11 protein-coding genes are annotated in these 15,969 nt (G+C 61.6%); 9 read left to right on the forward strand and 2 right to left on the reverse strand.

All coding sequences use genetic code 11. The features are described 5' to 3' along the window. The first annotated feature begins 236 nt into the window (after nt 1-236). From HXW87_RS05770 to HXW87_RS05790, 5 genes are all read left to right on the forward strand, one after another. Nucleotides 237-2,687 (forward strand): glycogen/starch/alpha-glucan phosphorylase, encoded by a 2,451-nt coding sequence (locus HXW87_RS05770; RefSeq protein WP_047290859.1) that lies wholly within the window; start codon nt 237-239, stop codon nt 2,685-2,687. 168 nt (nt 2,688-2,855) lie between these two features. Next, nucleotides 2,856-6,452, forward strand: coding sequence for a DUF2339 domain-containing protein (locus tag HXW87_RS05775; RefSeq protein ID WP_239778558.1), 3,597 nt, complete (start codon nt 2,856-2,858; stop codon nt 6,450-6,452). Next, the gene (locus HXW87_RS05780) at nt 6,449-7,813 is read left to right on the forward strand and encodes a DUF3999 domain-containing protein (protein ID WP_239778559.1); all 1,365 of its coding nucleotides are present in this window, start codon (nt 6,449-6,451) and stop codon (nt 7,811-7,813) included. The genes HXW87_RS05775 and HXW87_RS05780 overlap by 4 nt, the downstream gene beginning before the upstream one ends. Before the next feature lie 341 nt (nt 7,814-8,154). Next, nucleotides 8,155-9,165 carry a class 1 fructose-bisphosphatase gene (locus tag HXW87_RS05785; protein WP_003220797.1) on the forward strand — a complete coding sequence of 337 codons (1,011 nt, stop codon included), beginning with the start codon at nt 8,155-8,157 and terminating at the stop codon, nt 9,163-9,165. A 3-nt stretch (nt 9,166-9,168) separates the two neighbouring features. After that, a complete protein-coding gene (locus HXW87_RS05790) occupies nt 9,169-9,771 on the forward strand; it encodes a DUF924 family protein (RefSeq protein WP_239778560.1) in 603 nt (200 codons plus the stop codon). Nucleotides 9,772-9,877: 106 nt separating this feature from the next. On the opposite strand, the gene HXW87_RS05795 is transcribed toward HXW87_RS05790, so the two are convergent. Then, nucleotides 9,878-11,770 (reverse strand): methyl-accepting chemotaxis protein, encoded by a 1,893-nt coding sequence (locus HXW87_RS05795; RefSeq protein ID WP_239778561.1) that lies wholly within the window; start codon nt 11,768-11,770, stop codon nt 9,878-9,880. 282 nt (nt 11,771-12,052) lie between these two features. Here HXW87_RS05795 and HXW87_RS05800 point away from each other — a divergent pair, with 282 nt between their 5' ends. Further along, nucleotides 12,053-12,307, forward strand: a complete 255-nt coding sequence (locus HXW87_RS05800) for a hypothetical protein (protein ID WP_003220802.1) — start codon at nt 12,053-12,055, stop codon at nt 12,305-12,307. Nucleotides 12,308-12,338: 31 nt separating this feature from the next. Beyond that, nucleotides 12,339-12,908, forward strand: coding sequence for a lipocalin family protein (locus tag HXW87_RS05805; RefSeq protein ID WP_041071454.1), 570 nt, complete (start codon nt 12,339-12,341; stop codon nt 12,906-12,908). A gap of 120 nt (nt 12,909-13,028) precedes the next feature. Here the strand turns inward: HXW87_RS05805 and HXW87_RS05810 are convergent, their stop codons facing one another. Next, a complete protein-coding gene (locus tag HXW87_RS05810; RefSeq protein WP_239778562.1) occupies nt 13,029-14,393 on the reverse strand; it encodes a formimidoylglutamate deiminase in 1,365 nt (454 codons plus the stop codon). A 188-nt stretch (nt 14,394-14,581) separates the two neighbouring features. Between HXW87_RS05810 and hutC the strand changes: the two genes are divergently transcribed. Beyond that, nucleotides 14,582-15,250 (forward strand): histidine utilization repressor, encoded by a 669-nt coding sequence (hutC, locus tag HXW87_RS05815; RefSeq protein WP_230679353.1) that lies wholly within the window; start codon nt 14,582-14,584, stop codon nt 15,248-15,250. Then, entirely contained in the window at nt 15,247-15,819 is a 573-nt protein-coding gene (locus HXW87_RS05820; protein ID WP_131670917.1) for a HutD family protein, read from the forward strand. Before hutC ends, HXW87_RS05820 begins: the two co-directional genes overlap by 4 nt. Nucleotides 15,820-15,969 lie beyond the last annotated feature (150 nt).

Consider the following 15,969-nt stretch of genomic DNA (forward strand, 5'->3'; position numbering starts at 1 on the left):
ATCAGGGCGCGCGATCATACCGGGACTGGTGGATTTTTGAACAACCTTTCGCCAGATTTTTGCAAACGCCGTGTAAATGCCATTCAGTCCGGCACGGCCCCTGCATTCATTAGCCCACTCGCCAAGGTAATGCCGGGCTATCTCACCGTCTTCGGAAAAACTGCCGAACCTGCGCCTCTACCGTCGGTCAGACCGTCTAGGCTCAGACAATTCCCCGCTCGCTCGAGGTCCTATCGATGACTCAAGAACCACTAGTTCGCGAAGCAGAGGTGGCCGCATTCCGCGATGCCGTCCTGACCAAGCTCACCTATGCGGTGGGCAAAGACCCGGATCACGCCTTTGACCATGACTGGTTCGAAGCCATTGCCCTGGCGGCACGCGACCACATGGTCGAACACTGGATGGACCACACCCGGCAGATCTACCGCAAAGGCCAGAAGCGGGTGTATTACCTCTCGCTGGAATTTCTCATCGGCCGTTTGCTCTACGACAGCCTGAGCAACCTCGGCCTGCTCGACGTCGCCCGTGAAGCGCTGACCGAACTGGGTGTCGATCTGGAACGCATTCGTCTGCTGGAACCCGATGCGGCGCTCGGCAACGGTGGTCTCGGGCGTCTGGCGGCGTGCTTCATGGAAAGCATGTCGACCCTCGGCATTGCCGGGCACGGTTACGGCATTCGTTATGAACACGGGTTGTTCCGCCAGGCCATCGTCGATGGCTGGCAGCAGGAACAGACCGAGCACTGGCTGGATTTCGGCAACCCGTGGGAATTCGAGCGTCCGGAAGTGGTGTACACCATTGGCTTCGGTGGCAGCGTCGAAACCGTCACCGATGCCAGTGGCAAGACCAAACAGGTCTGGTCGCCGGCGGAAACCGTGCGGGCGATTGCCTACGACACGCCGGTGGTCGGCTGGCGTGGGGCGAGCGTCAACACTCTGCGCCTGTGGCGTGCACGCGCCATGGAAGATCTGCACCTTGAGCGCTTCAACGCCGGTGACCACCTGGGCGCGGTGGCTGAGGTAGCCCGCGCCGAAAGTATTTCCCGGGTGCTTTACCCGGCGGACAGCACTGAGGCCGGGCAGGAATTGCGCCTGCGTCAGGAATATTTCTTCGTCGCGGCTTCGCTGCAGGATTTGCTGCGGCGCCATCGCAACATGCACACCTCGGTGCTGACCCTGGGCGATCACGCAGCGATTCAGCTCAACGACACCCACCCTTCGATTGCTGTCGCCGAACTGATGCGGCAACTGGTCGACGTCTACGACGTGGCCTGGGATGCGGCGTGGCAAGTCACCGTCGACACGCTGTCGTACACCAACCACACACTGTTGCCCGAGGCGCTGGAAACCTGGCCGGTCGGTTTGATGGAGCGCATGCTGCCGCGGCACATGCAGATCATTTACCTGATCAACGCGCAGCACATCGACTCGCTGCGCGCCAAGGGCATTCATGATTTCGACGTGCTGCGCGCGGTGTCGCTGATCGAAGAAGACAACGGTCGTCGGGTGCGCATGGGCAACCTCGCGTTCCTCGGATCGCACAGCGTCAATGGCGTATCCGGTCTGCACACGCAACTGATGCGCAAGACCGTGTTCGCCGAACTGCACAAGCTCTACCCGGAGCGGATCAACAACAAAACCAACGGCATCACCTTCCGCCGCTGGTTGTTCCAGGCCAACTCCGAACTGACCTCGATGCTGGTCGATGCACTCGGCCCGCAGGTGCTGGATAACCCGGAAGAGCGCTTGCTCGATCTGGAGCCGTTCGCCGAGAAAACCACGTTCCGCAAAGCCTTCGCCGAGCAGCGCCTGCACAGCAAGAAAGCATTGGCCTATCTGATTCACGAGCGGTTGGGGATCGCGGTCAATCCGGCGGCGATGTTCGACGTGCAGGTCAAACGGATCCACGAATACAAGCGCCAGTTGCTCAACCTGATGCACACGGTGGCGCTGTATCAGGCGATTCGTGCCGAGCCGGAAGTGGACTGGGTACCGCGGGTGAAGATCTTCGCCGGTAAAGCGGCCGCGAGTTATCACCAGGCCAAGCTGATCATCAAGCTGACCAACGACATCGCCCGGGTGGTGAACAACGACCCGACCGTGCGTGGTTTGCTGAAGGTGGTGTTCCTGCCCAACTACAACGTCAGCCTCGCCGAGAGCATCATTCCGGCGGCGGACTTGTCCGAGCAGATTTCCACGGCCGGCTTCGAAGCGTCGGGCACCAGTAACATGAAGTTCGGTCTCAACGGCGCACTGACCATCGGCACCCTCGACGGTGCCAACGTGGAAATGTGCGAGCGCATCGGCGCCGAGCATATGTTCATCTTCGGCCTCAGTGCGCAGCAGGTTGAAGCGCGCAAACAGAACCACGAGTTCAGCGCCGCGCCGGACATCGCCGCGTCGCACCGTTTGAGCGACGTGCTGCAAGCGATCCGCAGTGGCGTGTTCTCGCCGGATGACACGTCGCGCTATACCGGGCTGATTGATTCGCTGGTGGACTACGACCGCTTCCTGGTCTGCGCCGACTTCGATTCCTACTGGGAAGCACAGAAACGCGTCGATGCGCACTGGCACGACGCTAACAACTGGTGGCGTTCGGCAGTGCTCAACACGGCGCGGATGGGCTGGTTTTCCTCTGACCGGACCATTCGTGAGTACGCCACGGATATCTGGAAGGCACTGGAGTAACTTTTCGCTGGGCTCGATATAATCGGCGCGCCGGAAAAGATCGCAGCCTTCGGCAGCTCCTACACAGGTGTTCACATAACCCTGTAGGAGCTGCCGAAGGCTGCGATCTTTTTGGATCAGGCTGCGCTAATCTTCCCGGATTGGCCTTTGCGCTTAGGGATATCGACCATGCAATGGATGTTTATGTTGATCGGGCTGCTGCTCGGCTGGCTGCTTGATGAGTCGTTCAGCGCCGCGCTATTGGGGGCGCTGCTCGGGCTGGCGATCGGGCAAACGCTGCGCCTTGCCCGGCTTGGCTCGCAGGCCACCGAACAGCAGCGCCAACTGGAACAGGCCAAGATCGCCCTGCAAGCCGTCGAGCAGCGTCTGTTCCTGCTTGAAGGTGCCGGCGTGCGCACTACACCGCCGAGCATGGCGCCGACTCCGGACGCTGCCGTCGACCCCGTCATCGTTGCCGAACAAGCATCCGCCGCCACCCCTGAGCTGGTCTGGGAACTGCCGCCGGAACTCGAACCGATCTCTGCCGTTGCCAGCGAAGCCAGCCAGCCGCTGCCGGCCGATGTCTGGCGTCTGGACGCCGTCACCGACGAGCCTGCAATCCCCACACAACCGGCCGAACCCCGTGGCCCGAACCTGATCGAGCGCGGCATCAGCGCTGCGCGCAACTGGCTGTTCGGGGGCAACACGGTGTTGCGGGTCGGCGTGGTGCTGTTGTTTTTCGGTCTGGCGTTCCTGCTGCGCTATGCCACCGAAGGCATGGTGGTGCCGATCGAATTGCGTTATGCCGGCGTCGCGGCGGCGGCGTTGGCCCTGCTGGCGCTGGGCTGGTGGTTGCGTCGGCGCAACAGCAGCTACGCGCTGATTCTGCAGGGCACCGGGATCGCGGTGCTGTACCTGACGGTGTTTGCGGCGATGCGACTGCATCCGTTGCTTGATCCGTCCGCCGCGCTGGGTTTGCTGGTGGCGGTCACGGTGTTTTCGGCCATTCTCGCCATCACCCAGGATGCTCTTGGACTGGCCGCCGCCGCTGCGCTCGGCGGTTTCGCCGCGCCGATCCTGACCTCGACCGGCGCCGGCAACCATGTCGCGCTGTTCAGCTATTTCGCGCTGCTCAATGCCGGCATCCTTGCCATCGCCTGGTTCAAGGCCTGGCGCCTGCTCAACCTGATCGGATTCGTTGGCACGTTCGGCATCGGCTTCGCCTGGGGGCTGCGTTCGTATGCGCCCGAATTGCTGTGGAGCACCGAACCGTTCCTGATTCTGTTCTTCCTGATGTACCTGGCCATCGGCCTGCTGTTTGCCCGCCGCAAGTTGCTCGACACGCCCGATGCACCGGCAGACGGCGATCGCGAAGCACTACTGCACTGGTCGGCGCGCAAGGGCGACTACGTCGACGGCACAATGCTGTTCGGCCCGCCGCTCGTGGGCTTCGGTTTGCAGTTTGCGCTGGTGCAGCACCTGGAGTTCGCCGCCGCGTTCAGCGCACTCGCACTGGGCGTGATCTACATGGGCCTGGCCCGGTTACTGATGGGTGGTCGCGCCTTGCTGCTGGGTGAAACCTGTCTGGCGCTGGGGGTGATTTTCGCCAGTCTGGCGATCCCGCTAGGCCTTGATGCACGCTGGACCTCAGCAGCGTGGGCAGTGGAGGGCGCGGGGATTTTCTGGCTCGGTCTGCGTCAGCAGCGGCCGTTCGCCCGAGCGTTTGCCCTGTTGCTGCAACTGGGTTCGGCGCTGGCGTTCCTCAGTCAGCTGCGGGTCGGCGAAAGCAGCCTGCTCGACGGCGCACCGTTGGGCGCGTTGATGCTCGGCTTCGCGCTGCTGTTCAGTTTCTATCAATTGCGCAAAGCGGCGCCGGAACAGGCTTCGCCGTGGGAGCGCCAGGGTTTGCCGGTACTGGCGGCGCTGGGCCTGACCTTCCTGTATTTGCTGGCGCCGTTGTTTTTCTTTGTTCAGGCGACAGCGATCAGTTGGGCGTTGGCCGGACTGGTGACCTTGTTTGTCGGCCTGCGCCTGCAATCGCGTACGTTCCTGTTCACCGCGTTCGCCGTGCAGTTGTTCGGCGGTGCGCTGTTCCTGTTGCGTCTGCAAGGCGCGGGCGAGGATTCGGCAGCGGTGTTCAGCGCCGGGTGGAGCGGGTTGCTCAGCGCATCGCTGATCGGTCTGGCGTTGATCGCCGGCATGCTGCTGGCGGCACGGGACGAGATGGTGCGCGGCGATGTGCGGCTGCTGCGCGGCTTGTCGGTGGTGTTGCTGGCGGGGCTGGTGCTGATCAACCTGGCGGTGCTGTTCGTGTTGCCGTGGCAAACCGCGAGTGCGGTGTGGGCGGCGAGTGGCTTGCTGATCATCTGGCTGAGCCTGTACCTCAAGCAGCGCGTGAGTTTTGTTTTCGGCCTGTTGTTGCAGTTGATCGGTGGCACGGCGTTCTTGTTGGCCGGCCCCGAGTTGCTCGTGCCGCTGTCCAGCGAAGGCCTGCGGCCGCTGGCTCATGGCAGCTTCTGGACGCCACTGGTATTGGGGCTGGCCGCGCTGGTCGGTGCCTGGCGTTTGCAACTGGGCAATCATGCCTCGGCGTTCGATGCGCTGGGTTTGCAGCGTCTGTCTGAAGTGTTGCTGGTGTGGGGCGCCGGTTGGTGGGCGTTGGCGTGGGTCAGTGAGGTGCTGCGTTTTGCACCGTTGAACCTGCAGGCGCCGCTGTTGCTGCTGGTCGCCGCGCTAAGCGTGGCGTTGTGGACGCTGTTGGCGCTGCGCCTGAAATGGCCGGCGCTGGGCCTGATCTGCACCTTGCTGATCCCGGCGGCGGGGCTGGTGCTGCTGGCGGCGTGGCATTCGCGTTATCACCCGGCGGCGAATGTCGGCTGGCTGGCGTGGGTGCTGGTGTTCGTCGTGCACTTCTTCAGCTTGCGGCGTCTGGCGCCGATGTTGCCGGCACGGGCATTGAGCACGGCGCATGTGCTGGGTTGCTGGCTGCTGATCGGCGTACTGGCGCTGGAATTACGCTACGGCTTGCTGCTGTTGTCCGAGCAATACAACGCTTGGCGCTGGCTCGGCTGGGCGATCCTGCCGAGCCTGTATCTGTTGCTGGCGGCGGCTCCACGCAACTGGCCTTGGCCGGTGGCCGCGTTCTCGCGCGAATATCGTTTGTATGCCGCTGCGCCGTTGGCAGTGCTGATGCTGGCGTGGTTCTGGCTGGCCAACGGCTTCAGCGACGGCAACGCCGAACCGCTGCCGTACGTACCGCTGGTCAACCCGCTGGAATTGGGCCTGCTGTTTGCCCTGTTCGGGGTGTATGCGTGGTCGCGCCATGCGGTGACGCAGTTTGCCCTGCGCAAGGATTACGCCGAGTACGCCACGCAACTGGTCGCCGGGGTTTCGCTGTTCGCCTTTTGTACCGCGCTGGTGACCCGCGCCGCTCACCATTGGGCGGGGATCCCGTTCGAGCTGGATCTTTTGCTTGAGTCGATGCTGGTGCAGGCCGGGTTGTCCATCGTCTGGACCCTGATGGCATTGGGTCTGATGATCGGCGGGCATTTGCGTCACCGGCGCGAAGTCTGGCTGATCGGCGCGGCGCTGATTGCGCTGGTGGTGGCGAAACTGATTTTTGTCGAATTGAGCAACCGTGGCGGCCTCGCCCGGATCGTCTCGTTTATCGGCGTCGGCGTGTTGCTGCTGGTGGTGGGCTACTTTGCGCCGCTGCCGCCTAAGCGTGTCGAAGCCGAACCGGAGGCGGACAAACCCGTGCCGGATACCGAAGGAGTTTCATCTTGAGTCGCATGCTGAATCTGGGGTGGTTGGCGCTGGGCGTAGTGATGGCTGCCGGCGCGCAGGAAAAACCGGCGGACTTCGCCACGCAGGTGCCGCTGGCGGTGAGCGGTAACGGCCCGTGGTATCGCCTCGACCTGCCGCTGAGCGCGCAATTGCAGGCACGCCAGACCGATCTCAGCGACCTGCGCGTGTTCAACGCTGCTGGCGAGCCGCAGGCCTACGCCCTGGCCCGGGAATCGGCGCAGACCCGCGACGACGGGCAGTTGCATGAGGTGAAGTGGTTCCCGTTGTACAACGCCGCCGACGCCAGCGAGCGGGCGCCGAACGTGCGCGTGCAATCGACCACCACCGGCACGCTGGTGGAAGTGCAGCCGTCAACTCAGTTGGAGGCCGGTGAGGAAGTGCTGCGCGGCTGGCTGCTCGATGCCAGCGCGATCAAGGCGCCGCTGCAGCAGCTGATTCTTGACTGGACCAGCGAGCGCGACGGCTTCCAGCGTTTCAGCATCGAGGCCAGTGACGACTTGCAGCATTGGCAGGCGTGGGGCGAGGGGCAGGTCGCGCGCCTGACGTTTTCCGACGAGCGTATCGAACAGCATGAGGTGACGCTGCCGGGGCAATCCGCGCGTTATCTGCGTCTGCTGTGGGAGGCGTCCACCTCGGCACCCATCCTCACTGCGGTGCAATTGAAAAGCAGCGATCCACGCAACGTGCCGCTGCCGTTGGTCTGGTCGCAAGCGTTGACGGGCAGCAGCACTCAATCCGGCGAGTACACCTGGCAGTTGCCGATGGGGCTGAATGTCGAGCGGGTGCAGGTTGAGCTGAAACAACCGAACAGTCTGGCGCCGGTCACCCTCGCGGGCCGCCGCGAAAGCAGCCTGCCGTGGCAACCCCTGGGCAACGGTTTGCTGTATCGCCTGACCCAGAACGGTCAGGATGTGGTGCAGAACGAATTGCAGTTGTACGGGCAAACCGTGCAGCAATTGAAACTGAGCGTGGATGAGCGCGGCGGTGGCCTGGGCGAGCAGGCACCGAGCCTGAAATACGCGGTGCGGGCGACGCAGGTGATTTTCCTCGCGCGCGGTGACGGACCGTACAGCCTGGCGCTGGGCAATCCGACGGTGAAAACCGCGAATCTGCCGCTGAGCACGCTGATTCCGGATTTCAAACCGCAGAAGCTCGCGACGCTCGGCAAGGCGACGGTGCAGGGCGATGTGGTCACCACGCCGACCGCCCCGGCCACTACAGCGGCGGTGGCCGAAACCAACTGGAAGAAAATCGGCTTGTGGGCGGTGTTGCTGGTGAGTGTGGTGTTCCTCGGGGTGATGGCGGCGAGTCTGTTGCGCAAGCCACCGACCCGTTCCTGAGAATGGCTGGCGCTGCGCGCCATTCGCGAGCAGGCTCGCTCCCACTTTGGATCTTCAATGGACGCCCATTCAGCGGTCTCCCGGATTCCCTGTGGGAGCGAGCCTGCTCGCGAAAGCGGCGTGTCAGCCCATACATATTCCGAACTGATCAATTAACCCCCAGCCACACCCGTCCGATTTCCTACTACGCTAAATCCGCTACCTGAACTCTCCATCGACAATCACGTCTCATACAGGCAAATACACCCCAATGCACGTTACCGGGCGTCATCGCTCGCTAGGTTTTCAGACTCCCTGTAAACTGCGCGGGTTTTTAGCCCCCCATTCCACCGGAGCCGTCCATGTCCCGCGTTACCCTGAGTCGCTATTTGATTGAGCAGACCCGCAGCAATAACACTCCTGCCGATCTGCGCTTCCTGATCGAAGTGGTGGCGCGTGCCTGCAAAGAGATCAGCCACGCCGTGTCCAAAGGCGCCCTGGGCGGTGTTCTTGGCAGCATGGGCACTGAAAACGTCCAAGGCGAAGTGCAGAAGAAACTCGACGTGCTGTCGAACGAGATCCTGCTCGAAGCCAACGAATGGGGCGGTCACCTGGCCGGCATGGCGTCCGAAGAAATGGACAATGCCTACCAGATCCCGGGCAAATACCCGAAAGGCGCCTACCTGCTGGTCTTCGACCCACTGGACGGCTCGTCGAACATCGACATCAACGCCCCGGTCGGCACCATCTTCTCGGTACTGCGCTGCCCGAACGAATACCTGAGCCAGAACGAAGCGCTGAACGAGAAAGCGTTCCTGCAGCCAGGCACCCAGCAGGTTGCCGCCGGTTACGCGATTTACGGCCCGCAGACCATGCTGGTGCTGACCCTGGGCGACGGCGTCAAAGGCTTCACCCTCGACCGCGAAATGGGCAGCTTCGTGCTGACCCACGAAGACATCACCATTCCTGAAACCACCCAGGAATTCGCGATCAACATGTCCAACCAGCGCCACTGGGAAGCCCCGGTACAACGTTACGTCAGCGAACTGCTGGCCGGCGAAGAAGGCCCGCTGAAGAAGAACTACAACATGCGCTGGGTCGCGGCGATGGTGGCTGACGTGCACCGCATCCTGACCCGTGGTGGTCTGTTCATGTACCCACGCGACAGCCGTGAGCCATCCAAGCCGGGCAAACTGCGTCTGATGTACGAAGCCAACCCGATGTCGTTCCTGGTGGAACAGGCCGGCGGCGCGTCCACCGACGGTCACCAGCGCATCCTCGACATTCAGCCCGAAGGCCTGCACCAGCGCGTAGCGGTGTTCCTCGGCTCGAAAGAAGAAGTCGCCCGCGCCACGGCTTACCACAAGGAATAAGCCGTGAACGCGCCCTGGCAGCCGCTGCTCGATTGGTGGTTCGGACACGCCGAATCACCGCGCGAGATATCGGCTGAGAAGGGTACATTGTGGTTCGGCAAGAAAGACCGCCAAGACCTCGAAGCGCGTGAGCGTTTCGGGGTCTTTGTCGATCAGGCCCTCGCTGGTGAATTGACCGAGTGGACGCAACGTCCCGAAGGTTGGCTGGCGGTGGTGCTGCTGCTCGATCAACTGCCACGCATGATCTTTCGCGATACACCCAAAGCTTTTTCCGGTGATCTGCGCGCGCAGAAACTTGTCGCGCAAGGCATTGCTGCGGATTTCGATCGGCAACTGAAGCCGATTCAGCGGGTATTCATTTATCTGGTGTTCGAACACTGCGAAAACCTCGCGGTGCAGAACGAAGCCGTTTCGCGTTTTATCGATCTGGTAGCTGAACAGCCGGAAGCCGAGCGGGCGGTGTTTGCCGATAACCTGGACTATGCCGAGCGGCATCAAAAGGTGATTGCGCGGTTTGGCCGGTTTCCGCATCGCAATGCGGTGTTGGGGCGGGAGTCGACGGCAGAGGAGTTGGCGTTTCTTTCTGAGCCAGGTTCCAGGTTCTAAATCTTCACTGCGGCTGAATCCCGCTTCGCGAGCAGACTCGCTCCCACCTTGAAATGCATTCCAATGTGGGAGCTGGCTTGCCAGCGATGGGGCCAGTGGCCGCGCCTTAGATCCTGAAACTGCCCACCAGCTGCTTCAACCGCGCCGCCTGCTGCTCCAGATCCGAACAAGCCCGCAAGGTTGCCTGCAGGTTCTCCACACCTTCCTGGTTCAGCGTGTTGATCTCGTTGATGTCGACGTTGATCGACTCGACCACAGCGGTTTGCTCCTCTGTTGCGGTAGCTACCGACTGGTTCATGCCGTCGATCTCGCCGATGCGCTGGGTCACGCTGCCCAGGCGTTCGCCGGCCTGATTGGCGATGCCGACGCTGCTTTCGCTCTCGCGCTGGCTCTCGGTCATGATGCTCACCGCCTGACGCGCGCCGACTTGCAGCTCTTCGATCATCTTCTGCACTTGCTGCGCCGAATCCTGAGTGCGGTGCGCGAGGTTGCGCACTTCGTCAGCAACTACGGCGAAACCACGGCCGGCCTCACCGGCGCGGGCCGCCTCGATCGCGGCGTTGAGCGCCAGCAGGTTGGTCTGCTGCGAGATGCTGGTGATCACTTCCAGAATCTGGCCGATGTTCACCGTGTTGCTATTGAGGGTTTCGATGTTGCCGCAGGAGTCGCTGATTTTTGCCGACAACTGCTGCATCGCGTGAATGGTTTTATCCACAACCTGCTGACCGTCGACCGCCAGGTTGCGCGCATCGCTGGAGTGCTGCGAGGCGAGAGCGGCGTTCTGGGCGATTTCCTGGGCGGCAGCGCCGAGCTGGTTGATCGCCGCGGCCACGCTGTTGGTGCGGCTGGCTTGCTGGTCGGAGTTGTACATCGACGAGTTAGAGGCCGCGACCACACGCAGGGCGACTTCGTTGACTTGCCCGGTGGCCGACGACACTTCGCGGATCGAGGTATGAATACGCTCGACGAAGCGGTTGAACGACAGGCCCAGCGCGCCGAACTCGTCGTGGCCGTGGATCACCAGCCGCTTGGTCAGGTCGCCTTCGCCTTCAGCGATGTCGTGCATGGCACGGCCCATGGTCAGCAGCGGTTGCATCAGCACGCGGATCAGCATGCCGAGCAGGGCGATGATGATCACCACGGCAATGACCATGGCGATCAGCGCCGAGGTGCGGAATTCGCTGAGCATCGAGAACGCGGTGTCCTTGTCCAGCAACAGCGCCACGTACCAGTCAGCCGATGGCACGCCGTTGACGCGGGTGAACGAAATCAGTTGGGTCTTGCCGTCGAATTCGACTTCTTTCAGGCCGGGGCTGACTTTCGGTGCACCGTTCGGATAAGCCTCGGCAAGGGTTTTCAGCACCAGTTTGCTGTCCGGGTGAATCAGGATCTTGCCATCGGCGCTGACGATGAACGCATGGCCGTGGCCACCGAAGTTGAGCGAGTTGATGATCGCGCTGACGCTGGTCAGGTCGATATCCGCGCCGGCCACACCGATCATCTGGCCTTGACGCTGCACCGGGGTGGCGACGGTGATCACCAGTTTGCCCGACGAAGCGGCGATGTAGGGTTCGGTGACGATGGTCTGCTGCGCACTGTTGGCGGCCTTGTACCAGCCACGGGCGCGCGGGTCGTAATCCGGTGCACGGTTACCGGCGGGTACCGAGAACATTACGCCGTCAGCGCCGCCGAAATAGCTGAGCTGGAAATTGCCGGTGTAGGCGGGCAGGTCGATGATGCGCTTGAGGCTGGCCGGCGCGCTGCCGTCGGCGGCGACCTGCTGTGCCAGCGATTGCAGCAACTGGATGCGGCTTTCCAGCCAGGTCTGGATGTTGCTGGTCGTCAGACTCCCCAGCTCCTGCATCGAGGCTTCGGTGCTGCTGCTCAGGGCTTCGCGTTGTCGATAGTCGTTGAACAAAATGAAACAGGCGAACGCAACGGCCACCACGAGGGCGGCAGCCAACAAGATCTTGTGGCTGAATTTCATGTTTCTGGTCATCGAATGAACTACCGCGAAGGGGCTGGTCGAGAAAGGGCGGCAATTTGCCACACTCGGGGGCTTTGCGCTGCTCTTATTTCGACCGCGGTGCGCCAAAGATTAGGCGTCTTTGGTGAAATGCGACGAAATGCTCAATAGCCGCAGAAAGTGTCTGATTTGCCGGTAAATGCCAGACGAGCGGAGCGATAAATAGCCATTTCTGAAGGGAACCAGATGAGGGTTTTCTCTTCTAAGCTTCTGGTTGGCACCATGCCATCCCCCTTCCGCTCCAGGAGTTACTTCATGTCGCTGCGATCTATCGCCCTTCTGACTTTTTGCGTGCTGTTGGCCGCGTGCAGCAAGGTCAACCAGGAAAACTATTCCAAGCTTTCGGCCGGCATGGCCAAAGCCGAAGTTGAGACGCTGCTCGGCAAACCCACCGACTGTTCGGGTGCGCTCGGCATGTCCAGTTGCACCTGGGGCGACAAAAACAGCTTTATCAGCGTGCAGTACGCCGGTGACAAAGTGCTGATGTTTTCTGGCCAAGGCCTGAAGTAAACCGGGGCCAAGCGCCCACGGGAGAAAAATAATGAAGCGGTTATTGTTCGTCCTTTTTGCCGGCCTGGTACTGGCCGGCTGCGCCACTCACGGTGAAGATCCGCTGGCGCCCAAGACGGCTCACAGTGTCAACCTCAAGCGTTATCAGGGTACTTGGTACGAACTGGCGCGACTGCCGATGTACTTCCAGCGCAACTGCGCGCAATCCGAAGCCCATTATTCGCTCAGGCCGGACGGTAATGTCGACGTGCTCAATCGTTGCCTGACCGCCGACTGGCAATGGGAAGAAGCCAAAGGCAAGGCTTATCCACAGGTGCCGGGCAAGACCGACAAGTTGTGGGTCGAATTCGATACCTGGTTCTCGCGTTTGATTCCGGGAGTGGCGAAAGGCGAATACTGGGTGTTGTACGTCAGCGACGACTACAAGACCGCTATCGTCGGCGACCCGAGCCGCAAGTACATGTGGTTGCTGTCCCGCACGCCGACCGTCAACGGTGTGGTGCGTGAGGAGTTGCTGAGCAAGGCGCGTCAGCAGGGTTACGACACCACGCGACTGATCTGGCGGGCGTCGGATCGGCAGATGGCGAAGACTTCGAATTAAAGACCACCACCAATCAAATGTGGGAGCGAGCCTGCTCGCGAAGAGGGTGTGTCAGTTAACGAAAATGTTGCTGATACACCGCTTTCGCGAGCAGGCTCGCTCCCACATTTTTGTTTTGTGTCAGCCTAAAAGTTCGCGCAGAACCTGGGTGAAAGCACGTGCACTTTCCTCTTCGCCTGCATGCCGGCCATCGCGCACCACCCACTGGCCATTGACCAATACATCGCGTACCTGACGATCGCCGCCAGCAAACAACCAGCGATTCAAAATCCCGTCACCCGTTGCTGTCGCCAGATACGGATCGCTGCCATCGAGCACGATCCAGTCGGCACGCTTGCCGACTTCCAGCGCGCCAATCGGCTGCCCCAATGCCTGGGCGCCGCCGTCCAGCGCCGCGTCATACAACGTGCGCCCGACCATCGGTTGATCCGCCCCATACAAACGGTTGCGCCGCTGGTCGCGCAGACGCTGGCCGTATTCCAGCCAACGCAATTCCTCGACCACGCTGAGCGACACATGGCTGTCGGAACCGATGCCCATGCGCCCGCCCTGCGCGAGGAAATCCACCGCCGGGAAGATCCCGTCGCCGAGGTTGGCTTCGGTGGTCAGGCACAGGCCGGCGATGGCGCGACTCTTGGCCATCAGCGTGACTTCCTCGGGATTGGCGTGGGTCGCGTGAACCAGGCACCAGCGCTGATCGACTTCGGTGTTTTCATAGAGCCATTGCAGCGGCCGGCGACCGCTCCAGCTCAGGCAGTCATCGACTTCCTTCTGCTGCTCGGCAATGTGAATGTGCACCGGGCACTGTTTGTCGCTGGCCGCCAGCACTTCGCTGATCTGTTGCGGGGTGACCGCGCGCAACGAGTGGAAGCACAGCCCCAGCGATTGCGCTTTTTGCTGAGCCAGCAGCGGCTGCAGGCGCGCTTGCAGGTTCAGATAGTTTTCGGTGCTGTTGATAAAGCGGCGCTGCCCGTCATTGGGCGTTTGGCCGCCGAATCCGGAATGGCTGTAAAGCACCGGCAACAGGGTCAGACCGATGCCGCTGTCGCTCGCTGCCTGGCTGATGCGCAGTGCCAGCTCGGCCGGATCGGCATACGGCTGACCGTTGTTGTCGTGGTGCACATAGTGGAATTCAGCAACCGAGGTGTAACCGGCCTTGAGCATTTCGATGTACAGCTGACGGGCAATCACGCCGAGTTGCTCCGGGCTGATTTTTCCGACCAGCCGATACATCAGGTCACGCCAGGTCCAGAAGCTGTCGTTGGGATTGCCAGCCACTTCGGCCAGTCCCGCCATCGCGCGCTGGAAGGCGTGGGAGTGCAGATTGGGCATGCCCGGCAGCAGCGGACCGCTCAGCCGCTCGGCGCCATCTGCGGTGGAATCGGCCTGGATTCGGGTCAGCATGCCATCGGCACTGACTTCGAGACGTACATGGTTGGCCCATCCGTTAGGCAGCAGCGCGCGTTCGGCAAAGAAAGCGGACATGGTTCAGCACCCCATCGTGTGTTATTTGTATATACATATACAGACGTTTGCCTGCCCGGTAAACTCCGGCAAGCTAGCAACCTTCATCCAATGAACAGGGATCCACCGTGCCGACTCCGCCTCCAGTCTCCCCGTTGGCCGCGAACCTGGGCGACAGTCCGGCGCCCTTGTACGCCCGCGTCAAACAGATGATCACCCAGCAGATCGACAGCGGTAACTGGCCACCGCACTACCGCGTGCCGTCGGAAAGCGAACTGGTCAGCCAGCTCGGTTTCAGCCGCATGACCATCAACCGCGCGCTGCGCGAAATGACCGCAGACGGCCTGCTGGTGCGCATGCAAGGTGTCGGCACGTTTGTCGCCGAACCGAAGAGCCAGTCTGCGCTGTTCGAAGTGCACAACATCGCCGACGAAATTGCTTCCCGTGGGCATCGCCACACCTGTCAGGTGATCACCCTCGAAGAAGAGGCCGCGGGCTCCGAGCGCGCGTTGGCGCTGGACATGCGCGAAGGGCAGAAGGTCTTCCATTCGCTGATCGTGCATTACGAAAACGACATTCCGGTGCAAATCGAAGACCGTTTCGTCAACGCGCTGGTCGCTCCGGAATACCTCAAGCAGGATTTCACTCTGCAAACCCCGTACGCCTATCTCAACCAAGTCGCGCCGTTGACTGAAGGCGAGCATGTGGTCGAAGCGATCCTCGCCGAGCCGTCCGAGTGCAAGTTGTTGCAGATCGAAAAAGGCGAGCCGTGCCTGTTGATCCGTCGTCGTACGTGGTCGGGCCGTCAGCCGGTGACCGCCGCGCGTTTGATTCACCCAGGTTCCCGTCATCGTCTGGAAGGACGCTTTCATAAATGAGCAGTGAAGTGAAAGTTTTACGCGCCGAAGGTTACCCGCGCATGCCGTGGAAAAACGGCGGCGGCAGCACCGAAGAGATCACCCGTGATGCGGGTGCTGGCCTGGATGGTTTTGGCTGGCGTCTGTCGATTGCCGACATTGCCGAGTCGGGCGGTTTCTCCACCTTCAGCGGTTACCAGCGAGTGATCACCGTCTTGCAGGGTGACGGCATGACCTTGTGCGTCGATGGTGACGACACGCGTCCACTGTTACCGCTGGACCCATTTGCGTTCAGCGGCGAAAGCCAAGTGTCCTGCACACTGCTCGGTGGGGAGATACGCGACTTCAACCTGATTTACGCACCGCAGCGTTACCACGCGCGGTTGCAGTGGCTGGACGGTGAACAGCGGTTTTTCAGCTCGGCCTCGACGGTGCTGGTGTTCAGTGTCAGCGAGCTGCTGCAAATGCGGGTCGGTGACAGCACTGCGCAACTGGCCCGACATGATTGCCTGCAGCTGGACGGTAACACCGGTCTGGTTGAAGTCGCGGTCAATGCCGCGTGCTGCGTGATCGAGCTGACGGCGCGCTGATCCAACTCTGGTAACACTCCTGTGGTGAGGGGATTTATCCCCGATGGCGGCGCAGCAGACCTTTTGGGACCGCTACGCGCTCCATCGGGGATAAATCCCCTCACTACAATTGCATTTCAATTCCTGTTTCCCTCAGCGCACCAACTTGTT

The organism is Pseudomonas sp. Y5-11, from assembly GCF_022368695.1.
GTDB lineage: Bacteria > Pseudomonadota > Gammaproteobacteria > Pseudomonadales > Pseudomonadaceae > Aquipseudomonas > Aquipseudomonas parakoreensis.